Genomic DNA, 19,288 nt, shown 5'->3' on the forward strand with positions numbered 1-19,288 from the left:
GCATATATAAAATAAAAAAGGAGGATTGGTTAATACTTTATGGCCCGGCTGAATTCGGCAAAACGCATCAATAATCAGACTGCACAGGGAAAACACTGTACTCAACATGCGCTAAACAAATACCAAACGCATCCATCGATTTGGATTCGCACGCCTGCGGATAGATAAATCCAGCCCCGATCTCTTTCCCCCTTCTTCAGTGCTCATTCAGAGGCCTCCGGAAAGGCCTCTTATACACTCAGACGTTGTCGATAGAGACGAATTACGCCAACGACAACAGCTTCGCGAGCAGCAACTCCGACATATTAAGCTCGGTGCTTAATACCACATGGCAGTTGGCATCGCGCTGCGGCGGATAGTTCATATATCGCCCCCGCATATCGCACAGGGTTTGCCCGCGGCCTGGCCCGTCGGAATCATCGATCGTCACCTTCACGTTAGGCGCAAGGCAGGCGCCGATGCCCTGCACCGCCAACACCGCAGCCACCGGATCGTGCAGTGCGCAGGCTTTGCGGCCGTAGGTATTGATATAAAACTGGATATACCGCTCCAGCATTTGCCCTATCGCCTGCGCAAACCGGCTCTCGGCCGACAGCAGTTTGAGCCGATCCGCCTCTTCAAAGGTATGCGACATGGTGACATCAAGCGGCACCATCACGATATTCTTCATCGCCTTAAACACCATGGCCGCCGCCTCCGGATCGCAGGCAATATTCGCCTCCGCAACGGGCGTTCGGTTGCCGGGCGCCAGTGCCGCACCGCCCATGATCGTCAGCGTGCCGATAAGCTCCCCTAGCGCGGGCTCAAGCTGCAAGGCTTTGGCGATGTTGGTCAGCGGGCCGGTCGCCAAGATGTCCAGCTCCCCCGGGTGCGCTCTGGCCAGCTCAACCAGCAGTTCGGGGGCCGAGAGCGGCGCCAGCTTGGCGTTTGAGGCTTCCAGCGCGATGTCGCCGATGCCGTTGTCTCCGTGTATATGCTGCACATCGCAAAGATACGCCTGGCGCAGGTAGTCCCGTTCCCCCACGGCGACGGGGATCGCGGGAAAACCGGCCAGGCGGGCAAGCTCCAGTGTATTTCTGGCTCCGGCATCGGCGGCGACGTTGCCGCAAACCGTGCCGATCGCCAGAATATCCACCTTGTCACTTTCTGCGAGCAAATAGCCCAACGCCATCGCATCATCGATGCCGGTATCGCAGTCAAAATATAATTTTATTTTCTTCTCGCTCACCGCTTATCTCCATTTTCTGTATTAAGAGAGGCAACCCAAAGATTCATTTTCTTCCGATACGTCATTTTGGCCTCGTCGCTGGCAAAACTGGCGGCAAAAGCATTCAGGGCCACATCGACGATATCCTGGGTGGAAAATGCAAATTCGCTCTGACAGATCAGATATTCATCCACCAACGTGGTGTGCAATAAGACCGGGTCGTCGGTATTGATGGTCGCGATGACCCCGGCATCCCGCAGCCGGCGCAGCGGATGTTCCGCGTAGCCGGGATAGACGCCCAGTTTGATGTTCGAGGTCAGGCATACGCCGATGGGGATACGTCGTTCAGCCAACAGCGCCACGACGGCCGGGTCGTCTATCGCCCGAACGCCGTGATCGATGCGGTCGGCCCCCAGCAGCAAGATGGCGTCGCGCACGCCCTCTGCGCCGCTGGACTCCCCGGCATGCACGGTTCGCTTCAACCCGGCCCTGCCCGCCTGGGCGAAAGCCTGCGCGAAACGCGCACCGCTGCCTTTGGTGACGGCCTCATTGCCATCGACGGACAACGCGACCACTCTGGGGTGCCGCAGCGCGGTTAAAAAATCCACCAGCTCACTCGCCTCGGCGGCGGTTTGCCGGCGGAGCAAACTGACGCACAGCCCAACGGACGCCAATCCATCCTCTTCGGCTGCACGCAAACCGGCGTCAATCGCGTCGATCATGTCACCGAGCCTGCCGCGCCACGCTTTCCAATGGGTCGGGTTGAAAATCAGATCGGCGTACAGCCCGCCATCCCGCGACAGCCGTTGTGCATAGGAGTAGCTTAACTGCGCCAGGCGTTCGCGGCTGCTCACCAGGCTGCAGGACCAATCGAGGAAATCGAGAAAGTCGGCAAGCCCGTTAAAATTCAGCAGCTCGGCCTGCTTTCTGGGCATCGGTATCCCCGAGGATAACGCCCAGGCCGAGAGCTGTTCCGGCTCAAAGCAGCCCTCCAGATGCACGTGCACTTCCGCCTTCGGCAGGGAAACCATCTGCGCTCGAGAGAGCGTGGTTTGGTTTACATTCCATTCCATAAAATGGCTCCCAAGGGTTATTTATGCAGGCCAACGAGCACTTTTTCGCGCACCGTGAGTGACGGCATGGGTGCGAAGGCCTCGCTGAAGGGGGAGTGAATGCGGTAAAAAACGCCGTGAGACGAGGAATGATCTAGGGTAAGCATCGCAATCTGTTAATCCTGTAATGAGTTAGATGGCAGGCCATCCAAAAATTCATCAACAGGTCAGTAACCTATGCGTGCGGCAACCGGTGACACCTCTCATCAGCGAAGCCGGCACGGCATCACCCCATCCTCACTGCAACGCCCGACTTCTATGGGCGCCGGCAATCATCGATGGGGCCGTTCTCTTACCTGAACCTATGTAAAACATGGCGTGTTAAAGCAGAGTGTTCGCCGGCAGCCGCTGTTATGCGCGGCCATCGCCAACCATCAGCGCCAAAACACGCCGCCAAGCTTATGAAAGCCAGGGGGGCTTGTAAAGCCCTTCCCCAACGCCGGAAACGTCAGGCCTTTCTCAGCAACAGCGCCCACAGCGCCAGCACGGCAAAGGCGATGTATATCGCCATAAAAAGGACAATGGCGGCGAACAAGGCGCCCACTACCCCTATTTTATCCGCCAGCCAACCTGCGGCCGGCGGCATGATATTGAACAAATAGACGATAAAGTAAAACTTCGACACCGCGTTCCACCCTGGCGCCGCTAGCGAGAGCTTATTGACCAGGATGGCACCGCCCACAAAAACCGCGCCGTACGAGAAGCCGGACAGCGCCAGACTCACCGCCGCGCTGGCCACAGAACCGCTTTCGAGCGCCATGGTCATCATCACCATGGAGAAAACCTGCGCAATCAGCCCTAGCACCAAAGAAAACTCAGGCTTCAGAAAACGCGGGATCGTGAACTGCACCACGCCGGCCACCAGTAAATAACCGGTGGCGATATAGCCAAAGCCCGCCGGTGACTGGAGCCCGAAGACCTGGATCGCGGCCGTCGGCCCCAACGACAGGATCAGCGCGGCGTATGACCAGGAGATAAACACGCACAGCGCAAGCAGATAGAACAGCGGTTGGCTAAAACCGGCGCCCTTTTCTGCCGTTTTCGTGTCCGCAACGCCGAGGGTAGGCAATCCTTTCTTCGGCCAAAGCAGGACGATGGCGATCGCGGAGAGGAAAACCAACGCGGCGATGGTCACCGCCGGCGAAGTGAGCGGGTAAAACGCCAGCTGGGCGTAAACGCTGCTGATCACCGGGCCCAGCGCCAGGCCGGTCACCAAAGCCAGGCTGCCCAACAGCGCGGCGCGTTTGGCGCTGTCGCCGCGGCTGACGTTAATCAACAAGATGTTGATGATGGCCGTGGCCGTACCGGCCCCTAACCCGGAAATAAACCTGAACAGGCACAGCGCCTGCAAAGAGCGAGCAAAGGAAAAGCACAGCGTAGGCACCACCACCACCATCAGCGACACCACCACCAGCAGCCGGGCATTTTTATCGGTGATGGTGAGCCTGCGTGATAAAAACAAGGCCAGCAATACGCCAAACCCATAGGAAGAGAAAATGAAGGTCAGGTCGATATTGCTCAGGCCAAGGGTTTCTTGATAGAGGGGATATAACGGCGTAGGAGAGCCGCTGTTCAACAAGATAAAAAATAAAGCGATCGTCAACGCCGCCAATAGGCTCACCTGGCTGCGGTTTGTCTGGTCAGAAGTCATTTTGCCACCATCATGGAAAATACCGATCGTAGCACCCGACCGGATCGCGAACTTTCGCGTTCGCACTTTTTTTCTTATCGTTCGGACAGGACGGCGAGATAGCCTGTACACCGGCTGGCACCTCACCCATAATGCGTTCACCTCGCCGCACTGCCGGGATCATGCATAACCCTGGCGCAATAGCGACTATGCTCAACAGTAAACGCATCAGACAAGCAGGTAATAATGGATCCGCTATCCGATATTGTTTCCAGGCTAAAAATCAGCAGCCAGAAAATTGTGACGTTTGACATGAGCGCTAATACCAAAGCGCTGTTTCCCGACTATTCCGGGATGAAAATTTATATCGCCAAGCGCGGATCTTTTTTCATTAAACTGGCGGGCGACGCCAACAGTTACCCGATTGAACAAGGCGATGTGCTGATCTTATCCAGCGGGCGCGAATTCAGCATTTTTGATAACCCTAACGCGCCGGCCATCGATATAACAAAAATTCACGTGATGAAAGACCGCTCATCCTGCTTCAGCAACGGCGGGTGCGATTTCTCCTTTGTGGGTTGCCGCTTCGTATTTCAGATCAACGATACCTTCCGCTTTATCACCGGCCTGCCCGAACCCATCGTGATCAAAACGCAGCGGGAGGAGAACGCCGGCATCAAGGATTTCCTGAGCCGCCTCTCGTCGGAGATAGAAAATCCCGGCCCGGGCAGTGAACTCATCACCGAGCATCTGCTGCAGATCATTTTGACGCAGGCGCTGCGCATGCTGCTCTCTTCCGGCGCGCTCGGCCGCGGCGAGGGCTGGTTTTACGCGATGGCGGACAAACATATCGGCCTCGCGCTGACCCGCATACACGACCAACCGGGCAGAAAATGGCGCCTGGACGAGCTCGCCGGCGTGGCCGGCATGTCGCGTACCGCCTTCACCACCCGCTTCAGAAAGCTGGCCGGCTACAGCGTCAACGAATACATTCGCATCTGGCGTTTTAGCCTGGCCATCGAGCGAATGGTCGCCAATAAAGAAAAAATATCCCAGATCGCCTTTGACCTGGGATATGAATCGGAAAGTGCCTTCAGCACCGCGTTCAAGAAAAGCATGGGCGCGTCGCCAAGAAGTTATATCGGCAGCCATATTTCCTGAAGCGGCCAACGGCGGCACGTCCCTGTGCCGGTCTTATCCTTATTCTGCAAACCAGGCCGCGGGCAGATCCGTCTGCAGCGTGATGGTTTTTATTTGCGTGTAGGCATTGAGCGTTTCTTTGCAGAACTCACGGCCGATCCCGCTGTTCTTGTAACCGCCGAACGCGGTGCCATCGGTAATGTTCGAGTAGCGGTTGATCCACACGGACCCGGCTTCCAGCCGGTCTGCGGTCGCCAGGGCGTTTTTCAGGCTGCGGGTGTAGATCCCCGACGCCAGCCCATATTCGCTGTCGTTAGCCTGGGCGATCATCTCGTCGTAGTCTGACCATTTGATCAGCGTCAGCACCGGCCCGAAAATTTCTTCCTGGCAAATGCGCATGCCATTTTCCGCAGCAAAGATCGTCGGCTCAATGAAGTAGCCATGCTCGCAGCCGGCGACGGCGCGGCGTTTGCCGCCGGTCAGCAGGGTGGCACCCTCCTCGAGGCCGGTCCGAATATAAGCCAGCACCCGCTCGCCCTGCTTCTCAGAAACCAGGCAGCTGACCCGGGATTGCTCGGCCAGCGGTGAACCGACGCGCACCCGTTCGAAAGCCGTCACCAGTTTGGCGCTGAAACGGTCGTAAATGTCCGCGTGGACGAACAGCCGGGTGCCCGCCAGGCAGGACTGACCGTTATTGTGGATGGCGGCAAAGGTCACGTTGTCCACCACCGCGTCCAGGTCTTCGATGTCCGGGAACACAATATTGGGGCTCTTCCCGCCCAGCTCCAGCGTGACGGGCACCAGCCGCTCCGCGGCGGCCTTGGCCACCCGCTTGCCCACCTCCGTGCTGCCGGTGAACGAAAGCTTGCGCACCTTGCGGTTGCCGGTCAGCGCCGCCCCCGCCACGCTCCCGAGCCCGGTAATGATGTTGACGACGCCGGCAGGGAAAATGTTGGCGATCATCTTGCCCAGCTCCAGCGTGGAGAGCGAGGCGTTTTCATCGGCCTTCAGTACCACCGTGTTGCCGGTCACCAGCGCCGGCGCCAGCTTGAACGCCGCCATGATCGCCGGCGCATTCCAGGGGATAATCTGCCCGCAGACGCCGAGCGGCTCGCGTTTCGCCAGGCTGTAGCCGTCCGCGATGCTTCTGCCGCTGTCTTCGTGCCCCATGACAACTGCGGCGAAATAGCGATAGTGTCTGACCGCCGTTTGATAATCGCGGCGCACTTCGCTGATACAGCGGCCCACATCCCGCGCGTCGATTTGCGCCATTCTTTCCAGATCGCTTTCCAGCACATCCGCCAGCTGCGCCATCAGGCGAGCGCGGGCCTGCTGCCCTAATGCCTTCCAGGCGGGGAAAGCCGCTTCCGCCGCCAACACGGCGCGCTCGACGTCCCGTTCGTTGCAGTAGTGCAAATCCGCCAGACGCTCCCCGGTCGAGGGGGAAATCACGGGATGAATGTCCGTGCCATCCAGCTCGAATACGCCGTTAATCAGTGGCCCGTAGGCTTTATCTAATGTCATTTCTGTTCCATTCTTCGCTAAATTAATGCAAACCGCCGCCGACGATCAGGCTCTCGCCGGTCACCCAACCCGCCTCGTCCGAGGCGAGATAGGCCACGGCCGGGGCGATATCCTCCGGTGTGCCGATGCGCCCCAGCGGGGTGATGGATTCAATGTGCGTTTTAAAATCGGTATCGAAAAAGCCGCTGTCATGCACGCCTTCCGTGATGACCAAGCCAGGATTGACCGCATTGACCCGGATCTTGCGCCCGCCAAGCTCGTTGGCCAGCGTCTTGGTGATCGAATCGACCGCGGCTTTGGAAGCGGTATAAACCAGCGAATTGGCCGGCGTAAACGAGGTCACGCTGGAGCTGATATTGACGATGCTGCCGCCCGATTCAGGCATGGCGGCGACCGCCGCCTTGCAGCAATAAATCAGCCCTTTGACATTTAAATTGAAGTGCCTTTCATATTCCGCGTCGCTGAAGGCTTCCAGGCTATTGGTGGCATAAACCCCGGCGTTATTGACCAGCACGTCCAGGCGACCATACTGCTCGACAATGTTTTGCATCAGCCCGTTGACTTCGGCCTCAATGCCGACATTGGCCTGCAGCGGAAAAGCGACGCCGCCCTGCTCATTGATCTCTTTAACCAACCGGTTAGCATCTTCACGCCCGCGGGAATAGTTAATGAAAACCACGGCGCCTTCCGCCGCCAGGCGTTTAGCAATGGCGGCGCCAATGCCCTTTGAACTGCCCGTCACCAGGGCAACTTTATTTTCAAAGCGTTTCATTCGTCATTCTCCTCAGTGTCTGTGAAACTCGGGAGAAGATTACGGTAAATGCTCGCCGAGCAGCATAGCGGGGCGAACATAAAACCTTATCGAACGAACAACTTTGCCCAAAAGAGAAGTGGCATTTTTAGAGTAAACGCGCGGCCAAAATGGTGCAGGCTAATAACAGAATGACGCCACCGAAGCATTTATTGATATAAATCCCGATGACCGGACGCCGTTTTATACTCAGCGCGATCTTTCCCGCCAGAAATACCAGGGGAACTTCAATCAGAAACATGATGACGATGAGTTCAATGCCTAATATCAGCATCTGCATTCCCGGCCTGCCCGCGTCCACCCGAATAAACTGCGGAATAAACGCCAGCATGAAAATAATGGCCTTGGGGTTAAGCAGGTTGGTCAGCAATCCTTGCGAATAGAGCCTTTTGCGACTTTTGCGCTCGCCGTGGCTTTCCAGGCCAATCGCATTTGCCTGGGTAAAAATGCCCAACCCGACCCACATGATGTACAGCGCGCCGCCGATGACAAAAAGCTGATACAGCAGCGGCGAAGAGGCGATCAGCGCCGTGACGCCGGCAATCGCAAAACAGACGTGGCATATCACCCCGGTGACCGCCCCCAATACGGTAATCAGCCCCGCTTTCGTTCCCTGGCTGACGGCATTGGACAGTGCGCAAAGCATATCGGCGCCGGGAATAAGCGTTAAGACGGCGGCCGAAAGGGCAAATAAACCCAGCGTGGATAATTCGATGACCATGATTTTCTCGCGTCGTAAATAGGCACATTGTCGGCCCCCGTAAGTCGGCGAGATAGAACGATATTGCTCACAGGCAGCGATCGCGATAGCCGCGCGGCGTCACGCCGTAACTCGACTTGAACGCCCTGCCCAGGTGCGACTGATCGGCGAACCCGCAGGCGACGGCGATTTCCGCAATATCGCCGCCCCGGGATAGCAAAACCTTCGCCTGCTGCAGCCTAAGCTGCCGCTGATAGCGGCTCGGCGACAAGCCGAATGTTGCCGAGAACTGGCGGCAAAGGTGAAACCTGGACAGACCGGCGGCCTGCGCCAGCCTCTCCAGACGCACTTCCCGCGCCGGGTTATCGTGCAGATACTCTTTCGCCCTGCGCAAGCCCGGTGCGATGCCGGCATCTGCCAATGGCGCGCGCCGCGGGGAACACACCGCCAGCAGATCCGCCACACAGTGGCTCCAGGCCACCTCCCGGTCGAAACGGCTGGATTGCGCCGCGGTCAATACCGTCGCGGCCTCACACAGCCGGTTGGCGAAAGGCGCATGGTCGATATGCTTCTCCTTCACTGCCGACGGCAGTGGCATCTCCATGTTTTCCGCCACGTCCAGCAGCATCTCGTGGCTGGGGTAAAACATGAAATAATGGCATCCCTCTTCTCCCAGCACCGTCCCGGCATGCATCTGCCCCGGCGCGATGAGGCTGACTTGCCCACGGCTGACGATACCGTCGGCATCGCCTTTGGCGCTGTTGTTATTGGCGCCGCGCAGGACAACGCCAATCGACCAGGTATCATGCCAATGCACGTCAAACCGATGGTCTGAAAAGTCCGCGACGAGCAGTTCAAGCCCGCCCAATGCGTCAAAACGATGCATAAATGCCGAATTGCCCATCCTCTTTTACCCGATTGCCGGTTATCCACAGCGGCCAAAATAACACACAACGTACGGCGTGAAAGCCCTGCGCTCTGCGCGGAAGCGGCTTTCTTAACGTCGGAAAAAAGGGGCCGCCTGGCCCCTTCACATTGTTCGTCTGCCTTCTTGCCTTGCTCTCATGCCGATTAATGTGGATTCATCGCGCCATAGTTCAACGGCTGCCAGTCGTAACCTTTCCCCTGTTTATTGATGTAGCCAAGGCCCGGGAAGGACAAATGCGCCCCTGCGACCAGCGCCCTTTGCTGCGCGAGGTCATCGAACAGCCGCTTGCGCTGCGCAACCGCGGCGGGGACGTCGATGTCATAGGCGATGGCGACATTCGGATCGGGAAACTGCACCGAGCCGACGTGGATCATATCCCCCAGAATCACCATCTTTTGCCCTTTGCTTTCGACGGCGAACACGCTGTGCCCTGGCGTGTGCCCACGCGTGTCGATAGCCGAAATGCCCGGGGTGAGCGCCTGATTGCCTTCAAACGTTTTGAGTTTCCCCGCCGTGACGTAAGGCTGCAATGAGGCGATGGCGGCATCGAAGAAACGTTTATCTTTCTCTTCCGCCTGCCGTTTTTTCTCTTCGCTCAGCCAAAAAGCGACTTCGTCCTTTTCCACCCAGACGGTGGCGTTCGGGAAGGCGAGACGCTTGTCCGCCATCAACCCGCCCACATGGTCGGGATGCAGGTGCGTTAAATAAATCTCATCCACCTGCTCCGCCTGATAGCCGGAAGCGTTCAGGTTTTTCATCATTTTGCCCAGCGCTTCGCCATGCAGCGCGCCGGTGCCTGCATCGACCAGAACCAGCTTGCTTCCGGTATTGATCAGGTAGGCGTTCACCGAGGTCGGTAACGGCAGCGACAGGTTGTTGGCCGCCATCGCCTTTTCAAGCTGCTGCGGCCGGGTGTTGATCAAGATTTTATCGGCGGGCATCGGGCTGATGCCGTCAGACAGGGCCGTCACTTCCACATCGCCCAGCATGATCCGGTAGAACCCGGGATTGTCTATTGTAGAAAAAGGCGCCGCGGCCATTGCAGCGGCAGAAAAAGCGGCGAAAAAGGCGCCAATAAGCAGATTGCGACGCATAGAAAACCTCATAACGATAAGAAGATACGGCTAAAAGCCCTGGGAATGCCCCCTGGCGATTTAAAACTCCTGCACGGTCGGCCTGATGACAATCTCACTCACATCCACGTCCGAAGGCTGTTCGATCGCATAGGCGATGGCGCGCGCGATGGCATCGGCGGAAATTGCCTGGCTCTGGTAGAGTTCGCCGACGGCCTGCAAACTTTCCGCATGCGAACTGCCCTGTTTCAGTTCGGTGTCGATCAGGCCGGGGGCGATCGTCGTGGTTCTGATCTTTCCGCCAACTTCGTGACGCAAACCTTCGGCGATCGCGCTGACCGCGAATTTAGTGCCGCTATAGACCGTGCCGCCGGGGCTGAACACCTTCTTGCCGGCAATGGAGGAAATGGTGATGTAATGACCGAATTGCTGCTTTTCGAACAGCGGCAAGGTTGCCGCGATGCCGTACAGCACGCCTTTCACATTGATATCGATCATCCGTTCCCATTCATCGACCTTCACGGCACTCAGCGGTGCGATCGCCATCAGCCCCGCGTTGTTGACCAGGACATCAATCTTGCCAAACTGCCTGACGGTCTGGGCGATCATCGCTTCGACCTCCTGACGCTTCGTCACATCCACCTGCAGCGCCAACGCGGTGCCGCCGTCGCCAACGATTTGCCGAACCAGCGCATCAAGACGATCTTTCCTGCGCGCCGCCACCACCACCGTCGCCCCTTGCGCGGCCAGATGTAATGCGGTCGCCTCGCCCAGCCCGCTGCTGGCGCCGGTAATCACCACCACTTTGCCTGAAATACGGTTCATCTCTCGTTCCTCTTGTTAGGGTCAGTGCGAATACTTTATCCGCCGTTTCCGCCCGGTAAATGGAAGTGTTATGCTTTGAGAATTCCATTTTTTGGAACAAAGAGGTCAACGTGCAAAACAGACAAGAAGCCTTGCGCATTTTCTGCGCCGCCGCCGAGGAGATGAACTTTAAACACACGGCGACCAGGCTCGGCATTTCCCCGCAAAAAGTCACCCGAGCCATCAAAGAGCTCGAGTCGGTGCTCGGTGAGCAGCTGTTCCACCGCAATACCCGCAGCGTGAGAATCACGGATTTCGGCCTCGGCTTTCTTGAGCAGGCCAAAACGGCGATGGATCAGGTGAACAGGCTGTTTCAGCCGCAGGGGAAAGCGGCGGAAGATCTCGGCGGCGTGGTGCGCCTTACGGCGCCGCATACCTATGGCAGCGAGGTCGTCATGCCGATACTGGCGGAATTCGCGCGCCAGTATCCTGCGATTACGATCGAGTTCCACCTGTCGAATATCCACAGCGATCTGGTCGAAGAAAGAATTGATATCGGCATTCGCATCGGCTTTCTGCACGACCAAACCTGTATCGTTCGCCAGCCCAGAACCATGCCTTTCCATCTGGTTGCCTCGCCGACGCTGCTCGATCGCCTGCCGCCGCCGGAGCAGGTAGACCAACTCGCCCATCTGCCGATTGTCGCGCTGGTGAACCGCAAGACCGGGCGCTACTGGCCCTGGGAATTTAGCCAAAAACGTTATCTCTACCCGAAGTCCGCCGCCTTCGTCACCGACACGCCCGATATAGAGCGTAAAGCGGTGCTCGCCGGTTTAGGCTTTGGCCAACTGGCCGGGTATTTGGTTGAAAAACACCTCGCCGCGGGTGAGCTGGTAGCCGTTCTGCCGGGCGATGCCCCGCCGCCCTGGCCGGTCAACCTCTATCATACGCATCAGCACGCCTGCCCGGCGCGCGTGCGCGTGGTCTTTGACTATCTTTTCAATCAATTAAGCCAGGGCTAACCCCGCCTTGCCCACCCAATATTGCGCACTGCCGCCGGTGGTCATCTGCTCAGCTTTAGCGACACGTGGCAGAGTGCCAAGAGTTAAGCCTGTAGAACCGGCCTGGTGCTCGAGTTTTGATAAGCTGGCCTCTGCCTTTCCTGACTGTTTTTCCATCTCCTCAAGAACAACAGATGCCCTACGGCTCCCGGTGATCATTTTTGCAGTGTCGATATCGACCTGATAGACGAGGCTGCCGCCGTTTTGTTCTGACATTTAGTGTTCTCCGGGCATAAAAAAACCCCGCCGAAGCGAGGTTATAAATAATTTTTTCGAGAGAGATTATTTCTCTAGGTGGTCAGCTAAGCCATTCTTGATATTTTTCAAGATGTCTAACTTTTCGTTTTCTCTTTTTTCCAAAAACTCAGCAATCACCCCAGTCATAGCAACTAAGGTGCCGATGATAGCCGTTGCACTACCTGCAATTGTGTAAATCTCTCGGTTTGCCATCAGCCCACTGTTGTAAACCTTATCAACGTAGCCAACAGTAACTTCCATGCCGATAGCGTAACCAACAGTAATTGCACCAACTAAAATCAGCAGCCCACCAATCAACTTAAGCATTTCGTCCTTTTCCATAGACAAGTAACAAGTCGTTACATGGTAGCAGAGAGCATGAAGTAGGCAACGAAAAGCGGTTTTCGCCCGCGATTTGTCGGGCTTTTCCCTGGAATCAAGTGTGGTCAGCGTGACAACATGGCTTCTGGCTAAATAGCTATGAGGTCACTATGCAAAAGAAAATGTTGATACTGGTTCTGGCGGCAGTCGTGCTCGCGATAGCTTTTAACCCTGAGTTCATAGCGAATTTTGGGAGTGATATACCATTAAAAAAACACTAATGCCAGAAAGCAAAAATCCCACTCAAATGGGCTTTTCTCTGTTAGTAGTTTCTCTCAGCACGCTTCATCAGTCTGTCTTGTGGTGATTGCGTTTTGGTAGACAGAGGAGCAACAAACTCCTTCCACTCTTTGCTGTCTTTCTGAGCAGACGATTGTTTGCTATTCAATTGATAATCATCGTTCTGGCCTGCACATCCTGATAGAACTATCACCCCCAGGGCAACCAATAGTGACTTTTGCATTTCTACATCCTTATAGTAACAATCAACCAGGCAAATGATAACGAATCTCACTTGCTGGGTAAAGCACCCCCTAGAAAGCAAAAAAACCACCTCATCGGTGGGTTTGTTTACTGTTATCCTTCAGCATCAAAGACGGCCTGCAGCCCATAGTTAATGCTATCACGCAGATGGTTGGTATCGGCCGTAACGATGAAGAGTAATGCTGCTACAAGACAGGCCAGGTAGTTTTGATTGGTTAACAACGTTACGATTTTTATCACGGTCCCCCCTCTGATTTTTGATTGAGCGTCACACTGCCGCCGGCATGCCGGCAATAAAAAAAGCGGCAATATCCGCGATATCGCCGCCTTTAACCTGCACGCCGCCGTGGCGGCCGCGATGCGCTACTGCTTGCGCTGCTCCGCCACCTGTTTGGCGGTGACGTTGCCCTGCTTATCGCCGAAGTGGCCGACCACGAAGTTGGCGACCGCCGCCACTTCCTCGTCGGAATAGGCGCTGCCGAACGCCGGCATCATTTCATGCCGATCGCCGATGCTGATGCTCGTCCCCTTCAGGATGGCCTGCACCACGCTGCGCCCCTGCGGATCGTTCACCGCCGTGCTGCCTACCAGCGACGCGTACTCGCTCTGGCGGCCCGGCCCGTTCCACTGGTGGCAACCGCTGCAGTCGTTGGCGAACACCCGCCGGCCGAGCGAACTGTCTTGCCCGCCCGGCAGGATCGGTGTGGAAGCCCCCGCGCCCTTCGGCTGCAGGTTCACCGCCGCCGCGCCGTCGCCGGCGATCGGTTCGATATCGCGCAGGTATTTCACCAGCGCCAGATTGTCTTCCGGCGTCAGGAACTGCAGGCTGTTTTCCACCGCTTCCGCCATCGGGCCGGCGGCGCTGCTGCGCCCCGGGGCATGGCCGGTGGCCAGATATTGCGACAGCTGCTGGTCGCTCCAGCCGCCGATGCCGGTCTGCTTATCCGGCGTGATGTTGGCGGCGAACCAGCCCTGCACCACTTCACCGCTCAGGTGCTTGCTCTGGTTGAGGCCGAACCCCAGATTGCGCGGCGTATGGCACTCGCCGCAGTGGCCGAGCGCCGTCGCCAGATAGGCGCCGCGGTTCCACTGCTCGTCCTTGTTGAGATCCGGCGCAAAGCGCTGCTCATGGAAGAACGCCAGGTTCCAGAATTTCATGCCCCAACGCTGGTTGAACGGGAACGACAAATCGTTTTGCGGGTTGGCCTGCTTCACCGGCGGCAGGCTGAACAGATAATCCTTGATCGCCAGCACGTCGTCGCGGCTCAGTTCGGTGTACGAGGTGTACGGCATCGCCGGATACAGGTTGCCCTGCGGGCCGATGCCCTCACGCACCGCGCGCACGAACTGATCGTCGCTCCAGTTGCCGATGCCGGTCTCCTTGTCGGCGGTGATGTTGGTGCCGTAAATGGTGCCGAACGGCAGTTTGAAGGCGAAGCCGCCCGCATACGGCGTGCCGCCCGGCGCGGTGTGGCACGCCACGCAGTCGGCGGCGCGCGCCAGGTACTCGCCGCGCGCCAGTTTATCGGTGATGCCGGCCGGCGCCCCGGCGATCGGCGCCGCAGGCTCCGCGCCGGTGGGCCGCAGCAGCGTGTACAGCGCGTATCCTCCCGCCAACACCACCACGGCGATAATCAGCCATAACAGCCCTTTCAAGGCGTTGCTCATCGCATCTCTCCCTAACCCAACGCCTTGGCGGCCTGGTGGATGGCGGCGCGAATGCGCACATAGGTGGCGCAGCGGCAGACGTTGCCGCCCATCGCCGCGTCGATGTCCGCATCGCTCGGATCCTTGCTTTGCGCCAGCAGCGCGCTGGCGCTCATGATCTGGCCGGACTGGCAGTAGCCGCACTGCACCACATCCAGATCAAGCCAGGCTTCCTGCACCGCCTTGCCTTCCGGCGTGGCGCCCACGGCTTCGATGGTGGTGATTTTTTTGCCGACGGCGGCGGAGACCGGCGTCATGCACGATCGTACCGGCACACCGTCCAGATGCACGGTACAGGCGCCGCACATGGCGATGCCGCAGCCGAACTTGGTGCCGGTCAGGCCGGCTTCGTCACGCAAAAACCACAACAGCGGCATGTGCGGATCGCCCTCGAAGGTCAGCGGCTGCTCGTTTACGGTTAATTGAATCATCAGGTTCTCTCCTTGTCAGACGCCGGGTTCGCGGTAGGATTATGCAGCGGCAGGCTCAGCGAGGTGCGCGGCCGCCCGAGCAGCGCCAGCGCGTTGCCGACCGCCGGGGCGATGGTCGGCACCCCCAGCTCGCCCACGCCGGTCGGTTTCTCACTCGAGGGCACGATGATCACCTCGATCTCCGGCATCTCATCGATGCGCAGCGGACGGAAGTTATTGAAATTGGACTGTTCGACCACGCCGTCTTTCAGCGTGATGTTGCCGTACAGCGCCATGCTCAGGCCGTAGCCGATGCCGCCCTCGATCTGCGCGCGGATCACGTCGGGGTTCACCGCCACGCCGCAGTCCACCGCGCACCACACCTTGTGCACTTTCGGGATGCCGCCTTCGCCGATCGAGACCTCGGCCACCTGCGCCACATAGGTATCGAACGCCTTGGCGACGCCCACGCCGCGCGCGCGTCCGTCCACCACTTTCGCGCCCTGCCAGTCAGCGGCTTTCGCTACCGCGCGCAGCACGCCCGCCGCACGCGGCGCATCGCCCATCAGCGCCAACCGCCCTTCGACCGGATCCTGCCCGGTTTCCTGCAACAGCTGATCGATAAAGCTCTCCACCGCGTGGCCGGTGTGGGTGCTGGCCACCGACCGCAGCGAGGTGGTCGGCACCTTGCCCGGCACAATGTGCGCATCGCAGCGGAAGGCTTCGAAGGTGTATGACACCTCGCTGGCGCCCTCGACCATCATCTGATCGAGGCCGTTGACCACCAGCGCATCCATCGCGCTGTGGCGCGTCCAGGAGTGGCCGACCACGGTATCGGTCCAGCCCACCACCTTGCCGCCGCGGATGGCCCCGCGCAGGCGGTGCAGGATCATCGGGCGATACCAGCCGTTGCGGATGTCGTCCTCGCGCGTCCATACCACCTTCACGCCGTGGCCGGGGCCGATGCCCTTGGCCGCCGCCGCCATGTCGGCCGCCAGATCCGGCCCCAGCGTCGGGTTGCCTAAGTCGATGCGCCGGCCGAAGCTGCCGCCCGCCAGAATGGTTTCAATCTGCACCTTGTCCGGCGGCAACTCGAACAGATCGCACAGCTGCTTGTGATCGAGGGTTTGGATTTGGCAGCCGTAGCGCGCCTTGACGCTCTCGCCGTCCCAGAACAGATAGCCGTCCAGCGGCTCCATCGGCGCGTGCGCGACGTACGGGAAGGTGTATTCGGCCTCGATCACCTTGTCGGCCTTGTCGAACACCTCGTCCGGCTTACCGAGACTCTTCGCCACCACGCCGGTTTTCTGCGCCACCTGACGGAATTCGGCGTAGATCTCCTCGGTGTTGCGCCGTTCGGCCTGCGCGTCGTCCCACGTCACCTTCAGCCGCTCCCGCCCCTGGATCGCCGCCCAGGTGTTTTTGGCGTAAACCGCCACGCCGGTAGCGATTTGCTTCACCGCCACCACCCCCGGCACCGCCAGCGCCCGTTCGGCGTCGAAGGTCGCCACCTTGCCGCCGAAGCGCGGCGGCTTCTTGATGGTGACGGTCAACATGTCCGGCTCATGGATATCCTGCGAAAACTGCGCGCTGCCGTTGGTTTTCGCCAGCGAATCGACGCGGTGCAGGCCGCGCGTTTTGCCGATCAGGGTGAAATTGGCCGGATCCTTCAGCGTCAGGCTGGCGGGATCGGGCGGCGGCAGCGTGGCGGCCAGCGCGGCGAATTCGCCGAAGCCCGCCTCGCGCCCGCTGGCGGCATGGCGGATCTTGCCCGCCTGCACGGTAATTTCCTGCGCCGAGGTTTTCCAACTCTGTGCGGCGGCCTGCACCAGCAGCGCACGCGCCATGGCGCCCATGCGCCGCATCTGCTCATAGGCATTGGCCACCGAGCTGGAACCGCCGGTGCCCTGGAATCCGAAGGTCAGGTTTTTGTAGATATTGGTGTCCACCGGCGCGGCGACGACCCGTACCTGCGCCCAGTCGGCATCGAGCTCTTCGGCGACCAGCGTCGCCATGCCGGTATAGACCCCCTGGCCCACTTCGGTGTGTTTACTGATCACGGTGACGACGCCGTCGGCGCCGATCTGAACGAAGGCGTTGGCGTCAAACGCCGCCGCGCCGGAGGCGGCCGGGGCAGCCGAACGCGCCAGTGCGCCGGTGGACGGCAGATAGGCGCCGATCACCAACGCCCCGGCGCCGACGATAAACCGCCGCCGCGAAAGCGGAACTTGGGATATGCTCATTGCTCATGACTCCAAAAAAGCCGAAGGCGTCACTGCCTTCGGCGAAACAAATCTTGTTATGGAATGGCTTGCCGCGCCCGTCAGGTGATATAGCGCAACAGAGCAATAATTAGCGTAGCCTATTATCCAGCAGGCCTAATCTTGATAAGGGATTTTTCGTTGAGGAATCGTGCGCTGCGGGCCATCGGCGCCAGGCGGCCGCTGGGCGCGTCTTTAAATGCATTTGTGCTATAAATGAAACACTTCCAATCTCTATGAGCCTTACCGCTATGTCGGAACACAAGAAATTTCGTCTGTATCGGCCACTGCAAGGGTTAAGCCATACCTTTGGCGATCAATGGTTTGCCCTGAAAGCCGAAGCGTTCGCCCGCTTCTTCGGCACGCCGACTTTTTTGGTGGGACAAACGGTGGTGGTCGGCGTGTGGATCTATCTCAACCTCGCCGGCTTCACCAAATTTGACCCTTACCCCTTCATTCTGCTGAATCTGGCGTTCAGTCTGCAGGCCGCCTACGCCGCGCCATTGATCCTGCTGGCGCAAACCCGCCAGGCCGAGCGCGACCAGGCGCATGCCTTGGCCGATGCCCGGCACCGGGAAGATCTGGATGAGGCGATGGCACAGCGGCAAACCCTGGCCGAACGGCAGTCCGAACAGCTGCTCGAGCTGCTGAAGCAAAATACGGAATTAACCGCCCTGACGAAGCAGATGGCCGAGCGCATTGAAAACCTCACCCTTCAGCTCGCCAACCGCGAGCGCCTGTAACGGCGTTATCCCTCAGTTCTGCGTCGTCGCCAGATAGGAGAAGACGCTGAGCAGGTTGATTTGCGCCGCCATGTTGTCGCTGTCGAAGGCCACGGTCAGCGCGTCCTGGCGCTGCACGCCGGGCACCAGGCTGAACAGATCCGCCAGCACCGGTTTGGCCGCCATCAACGTCAGCCGATAAGGCGGCATGAAGCGGCGTTCCACCGGCAGCTTCCCGCCCTGGCGCACCTGTTGCATCGCCCGTTCACGGATCTCGGCGCGCGCCCGCTGCGGGCTGAGCGATTCGGCGGCGGTTTGCGAGATGGCGCGCTTCACGCACACATAGCCAGACTGAGGATAACGTTCAGCAATCCAGCGTTGCAGCTCGTCGTCACCGCTCACCAGCCACAGCGGCACGTTCAATTCGGCCGCCGCCGCTGCATACAGATCGCTTTCGCCCACCGCTTCGCCGTTCAGGCTGACACGGTAAAAGGCCCGGCCGTTGATGGTGTGCGCCAGCACGCCATGTTCACCGGCAGCGCTGTGGTAGCCGATAAACATCAGGCCGTCGTAGCGTTGGTGTTGCAGCCCTTCCACCATCGACAGCCCGCGCGGTTTGCCCTGCACCAGCCGCGCGCGCCCATCGATGCGATCGGCGCGCAGGTTCTGCATCATGGCGTGGCTGTCGGCCACCGTCACCTCGGTGGCCCCGCCGGCGAAAGCGCCGTCGATGGCGGCGTTGACCTCCTGCTCCATCAGTTCACGCGCCGCCGCATAGTCGGCGTGGGCCGGGTTGCACTGCTCCGGCCGCATCACGCCGGCAATACCTTCGATATCTGCAGAGATAAAGACCTTCACATCACACTCCCGTTATTTAATTTGCCGCCGCCAGCCGGTCGAGCAGCGGGCCCAGCGCTGCGCGCGCATGCTGCTGGAAGCCGCTGACGCCTTCGGCGCTCAGCAACGCATCCAGCACCGCGTATTCGGTGGCGTCCGCCGCCGCCGCAAACAGCGGCTCCAGCCTTTCGTCCGGCAGCGTGGCCCCCAGCAACCGGGTGGAAAACGCCAGCGCGATATCGCCGGAGCCGTGTCCCCAA

The 19,288-nt window shown here is 59.1% G+C and carries 21 protein-coding genes; 3 read left to right on the plus strand and 18 right to left on the minus strand.

Going from position 1 to position 19,288, the window contains the following annotated elements:
• Positions 1 to 262: 262 nt before the first annotated feature.
• The 3 genes from EKL15_RS17045 to EKL15_RS17055 form a co-directional block, all read right to left on the minus strand.
• Positions 263 to 1,228: a nucleoside hydrolase gene (locus tag EKL15_RS17045; protein WP_203090047.1), complete on the minus strand. Its 966-nt coding sequence runs from the start codon at positions 1,226 to 1,228 to the stop codon at positions 263 to 265.
• Positions 1,225 to 2,280, minus strand: coding sequence for an adenosine deaminase (gene add, locus EKL15_RS17050; RefSeq protein WP_203090049.1), 1,056 nt, complete (start codon positions 2,278 to 2,280; stop codon positions 1,225 to 1,227). The genes EKL15_RS17045 and add overlap by 4 nt, the downstream gene beginning before the upstream one ends.
• A 487-nt stretch (positions 2,281 to 2,767) precedes the next feature.
• Complete coding sequence (locus EKL15_RS17055; RefSeq protein ID WP_100395836.1) at positions 2,768 to 3,970, minus strand: MFS transporter; 1,203 nt, start codon at positions 3,968 to 3,970, stop codon at positions 2,768 to 2,770.
• A gap of 225 nt (positions 3,971 to 4,195) precedes the next feature.
• On the opposite strand from EKL15_RS17055, the gene EKL15_RS17060 reads away from it, so the two are divergent.
• The gene (locus EKL15_RS17060; protein WP_203090053.1) at positions 4,196 to 5,110 is read left to right on the plus strand and encodes an AraC family transcriptional regulator; all 915 of its coding nucleotides are present in this window, start codon (positions 4,196 to 4,198) and stop codon (positions 5,108 to 5,110) included.
• A gap of 39 nt (positions 5,111 to 5,149) precedes the next feature.
• On the opposite strand, the gene EKL15_RS17065 is transcribed toward EKL15_RS17060, so the two are convergent.
• The 6 genes from EKL15_RS17065 to EKL15_RS17090 all read right to left on the minus strand — a co-directional run bounded on the left by EKL15_RS17065 (position 5,150) and on the right by EKL15_RS17090 (position 10,950).
• On the minus strand, positions 5,150 to 6,613 hold the full coding sequence (locus EKL15_RS17065; RefSeq protein ID WP_060419034.1) for an aldehyde dehydrogenase: 1,464 nt from the start codon (positions 6,611 to 6,613) through the stop codon (positions 5,150 to 5,152).
• 22 nt (positions 6,614 to 6,635) lie between these two features.
• On the minus strand, positions 6,636 to 7,385 hold the full coding sequence (locus EKL15_RS17070; RefSeq protein ID WP_033634470.1) for an SDR family NAD(P)-dependent oxidoreductase: 750 nt from the start codon (positions 7,383 to 7,385) through the stop codon (positions 6,636 to 6,638).
• A gap of 127 nt (positions 7,386 to 7,512) precedes the next feature.
• Positions 7,513 to 8,145, minus strand: a complete 633-nt coding sequence (locus EKL15_RS17075) for a LysE family translocator (protein WP_084827841.1) — start codon at positions 8,143 to 8,145, stop codon at positions 7,513 to 7,515.
• A 67-nt stretch (positions 8,146 to 8,212) separates the two neighbouring features.
• On the minus strand, positions 8,213 to 9,010 hold the full coding sequence (locus tag EKL15_RS17080) for an AraC family transcriptional regulator (protein ID WP_100395861.1): 798 nt from the start codon (positions 9,008 to 9,010) through the stop codon (positions 8,213 to 8,215).
• A gap of 185 nt (positions 9,011 to 9,195) precedes the next feature.
• Positions 9,196 to 10,146: an MBL fold metallo-hydrolase gene (locus tag EKL15_RS17085; RefSeq protein WP_070914948.1), complete on the minus strand. Its 951-nt coding sequence runs from the start codon at positions 10,144 to 10,146 to the stop codon at positions 9,196 to 9,198.
• 60 nt (positions 10,147 to 10,206) lie between these two features.
• A complete protein-coding gene (locus EKL15_RS17090) occupies positions 10,207 to 10,950 on the minus strand; it encodes an SDR family oxidoreductase (protein ID WP_060419041.1) in 744 nt (247 codons plus the stop codon).
• Positions 10,951 to 11,060: 110 nt separating this feature from the next.
• On the opposite strand from EKL15_RS17090, the gene EKL15_RS17095 reads away from it, so the two are divergent.
• Positions 11,061 to 11,951 (plus strand): LysR family transcriptional regulator, encoded by an 891-nt coding sequence (locus EKL15_RS17095; protein ID WP_080432940.1) that lies wholly within the window; start codon positions 11,061 to 11,063, stop codon positions 11,949 to 11,951.
• On the opposite strand, the gene EKL15_RS17100 is transcribed toward EKL15_RS17095, so the two are convergent.
• The 7 genes from EKL15_RS17100 to EKL15_RS17130 form a co-directional block, all read right to left on the minus strand.
• The gene (locus EKL15_RS17100) at positions 11,937 to 12,206 is read right to left on the minus strand and encodes a hypothetical protein (protein ID WP_060419043.1); all 270 of its coding nucleotides are present in this window, start codon (positions 12,204 to 12,206) and stop codon (positions 11,937 to 11,939) included. The genes EKL15_RS17095 and EKL15_RS17100 overlap by 15 nt on opposite strands.
• 66 nt (positions 12,207 to 12,272) lie before the next feature.
• Positions 12,273 to 12,554: a hypothetical protein gene (locus EKL15_RS17105; RefSeq protein WP_060419045.1), complete on the minus strand. Its 282-nt coding sequence runs from the start codon at positions 12,552 to 12,554 to the stop codon at positions 12,273 to 12,275.
• A gap of 316 nt (positions 12,555 to 12,870) precedes the next feature.
• Complete coding sequence (locus tag EKL15_RS17110; RefSeq protein ID WP_089185938.1) at positions 12,871 to 13,071, minus strand: lipoprotein; 201 nt, start codon at positions 13,069 to 13,071, stop codon at positions 12,871 to 12,873.
• 113 nt (positions 13,072 to 13,184) lie between these two features.
• Complete coding sequence (locus tag EKL15_RS17115) at positions 13,185 to 13,331, minus strand: hypothetical protein (RefSeq protein WP_157800470.1); 147 nt, start codon at positions 13,329 to 13,331, stop codon at positions 13,185 to 13,187.
• Positions 13,332 to 13,454: 123 nt separating this feature from the next.
• Positions 13,455 to 14,759 (minus strand): cytochrome c, encoded by a 1,305-nt coding sequence (locus EKL15_RS17120; RefSeq protein ID WP_060419047.1) that lies wholly within the window; start codon positions 14,757 to 14,759, stop codon positions 13,455 to 13,457.
• A gap of 11 nt (positions 14,760 to 14,770) precedes the next feature.
• On the minus strand, positions 14,771 to 15,229 hold the full coding sequence (locus EKL15_RS17125; RefSeq protein ID WP_038880659.1) for a (2Fe-2S)-binding protein: 459 nt from the start codon (positions 15,227 to 15,229) through the stop codon (positions 14,771 to 14,773).
• Positions 15,229 to 17,451, minus strand: a complete 2,223-nt coding sequence (locus EKL15_RS17130) for a molybdopterin cofactor-binding domain-containing protein (RefSeq protein ID WP_038880657.1) — start codon at positions 17,449 to 17,451, stop codon at positions 15,229 to 15,231. Before EKL15_RS17130 ends, EKL15_RS17125 begins: the two co-directional genes overlap by 1 nt.
• Before the next feature lie 269 nt (positions 17,452 to 17,720).
• Here EKL15_RS17130 and EKL15_RS17135 point away from each other — a divergent pair, with 269 nt between their 5' ends.
• Complete coding sequence (locus EKL15_RS17135; RefSeq protein ID WP_171555241.1) at positions 17,721 to 18,212, plus strand: DUF1003 domain-containing protein; 492 nt, start codon at positions 17,721 to 17,723, stop codon at positions 18,210 to 18,212.
• Positions 18,213 to 18,224: 12 nt separating this feature from the next.
• Here EKL15_RS17135 and EKL15_RS17140 read toward each other — a convergent pair whose 3' ends face one another.
• Positions 18,225 to 19,049: a M55 family metallopeptidase gene (locus tag EKL15_RS17140; protein ID WP_060419052.1), complete on the minus strand. Its 825-nt coding sequence runs from the start codon at positions 19,047 to 19,049 to the stop codon at positions 18,225 to 18,227.
• Positions 19,050 to 19,065: 16 nt separating this feature from the next.
• Positions 19,066 to 19,288: P1 family peptidase (locus EKL15_RS17145; RefSeq protein ID WP_202196889.1), on the minus strand; the 223-nt coding region annotated here is incomplete at its 5' end.

The sequence above is a fragment of the Serratia sp. 4542 genome (assembly GCF_016805595.1).
Taxonomy (GTDB): domain Bacteria; phylum Pseudomonadota; class Gammaproteobacteria; order Enterobacterales; family Enterobacteriaceae; genus Serratia; species Serratia nevei.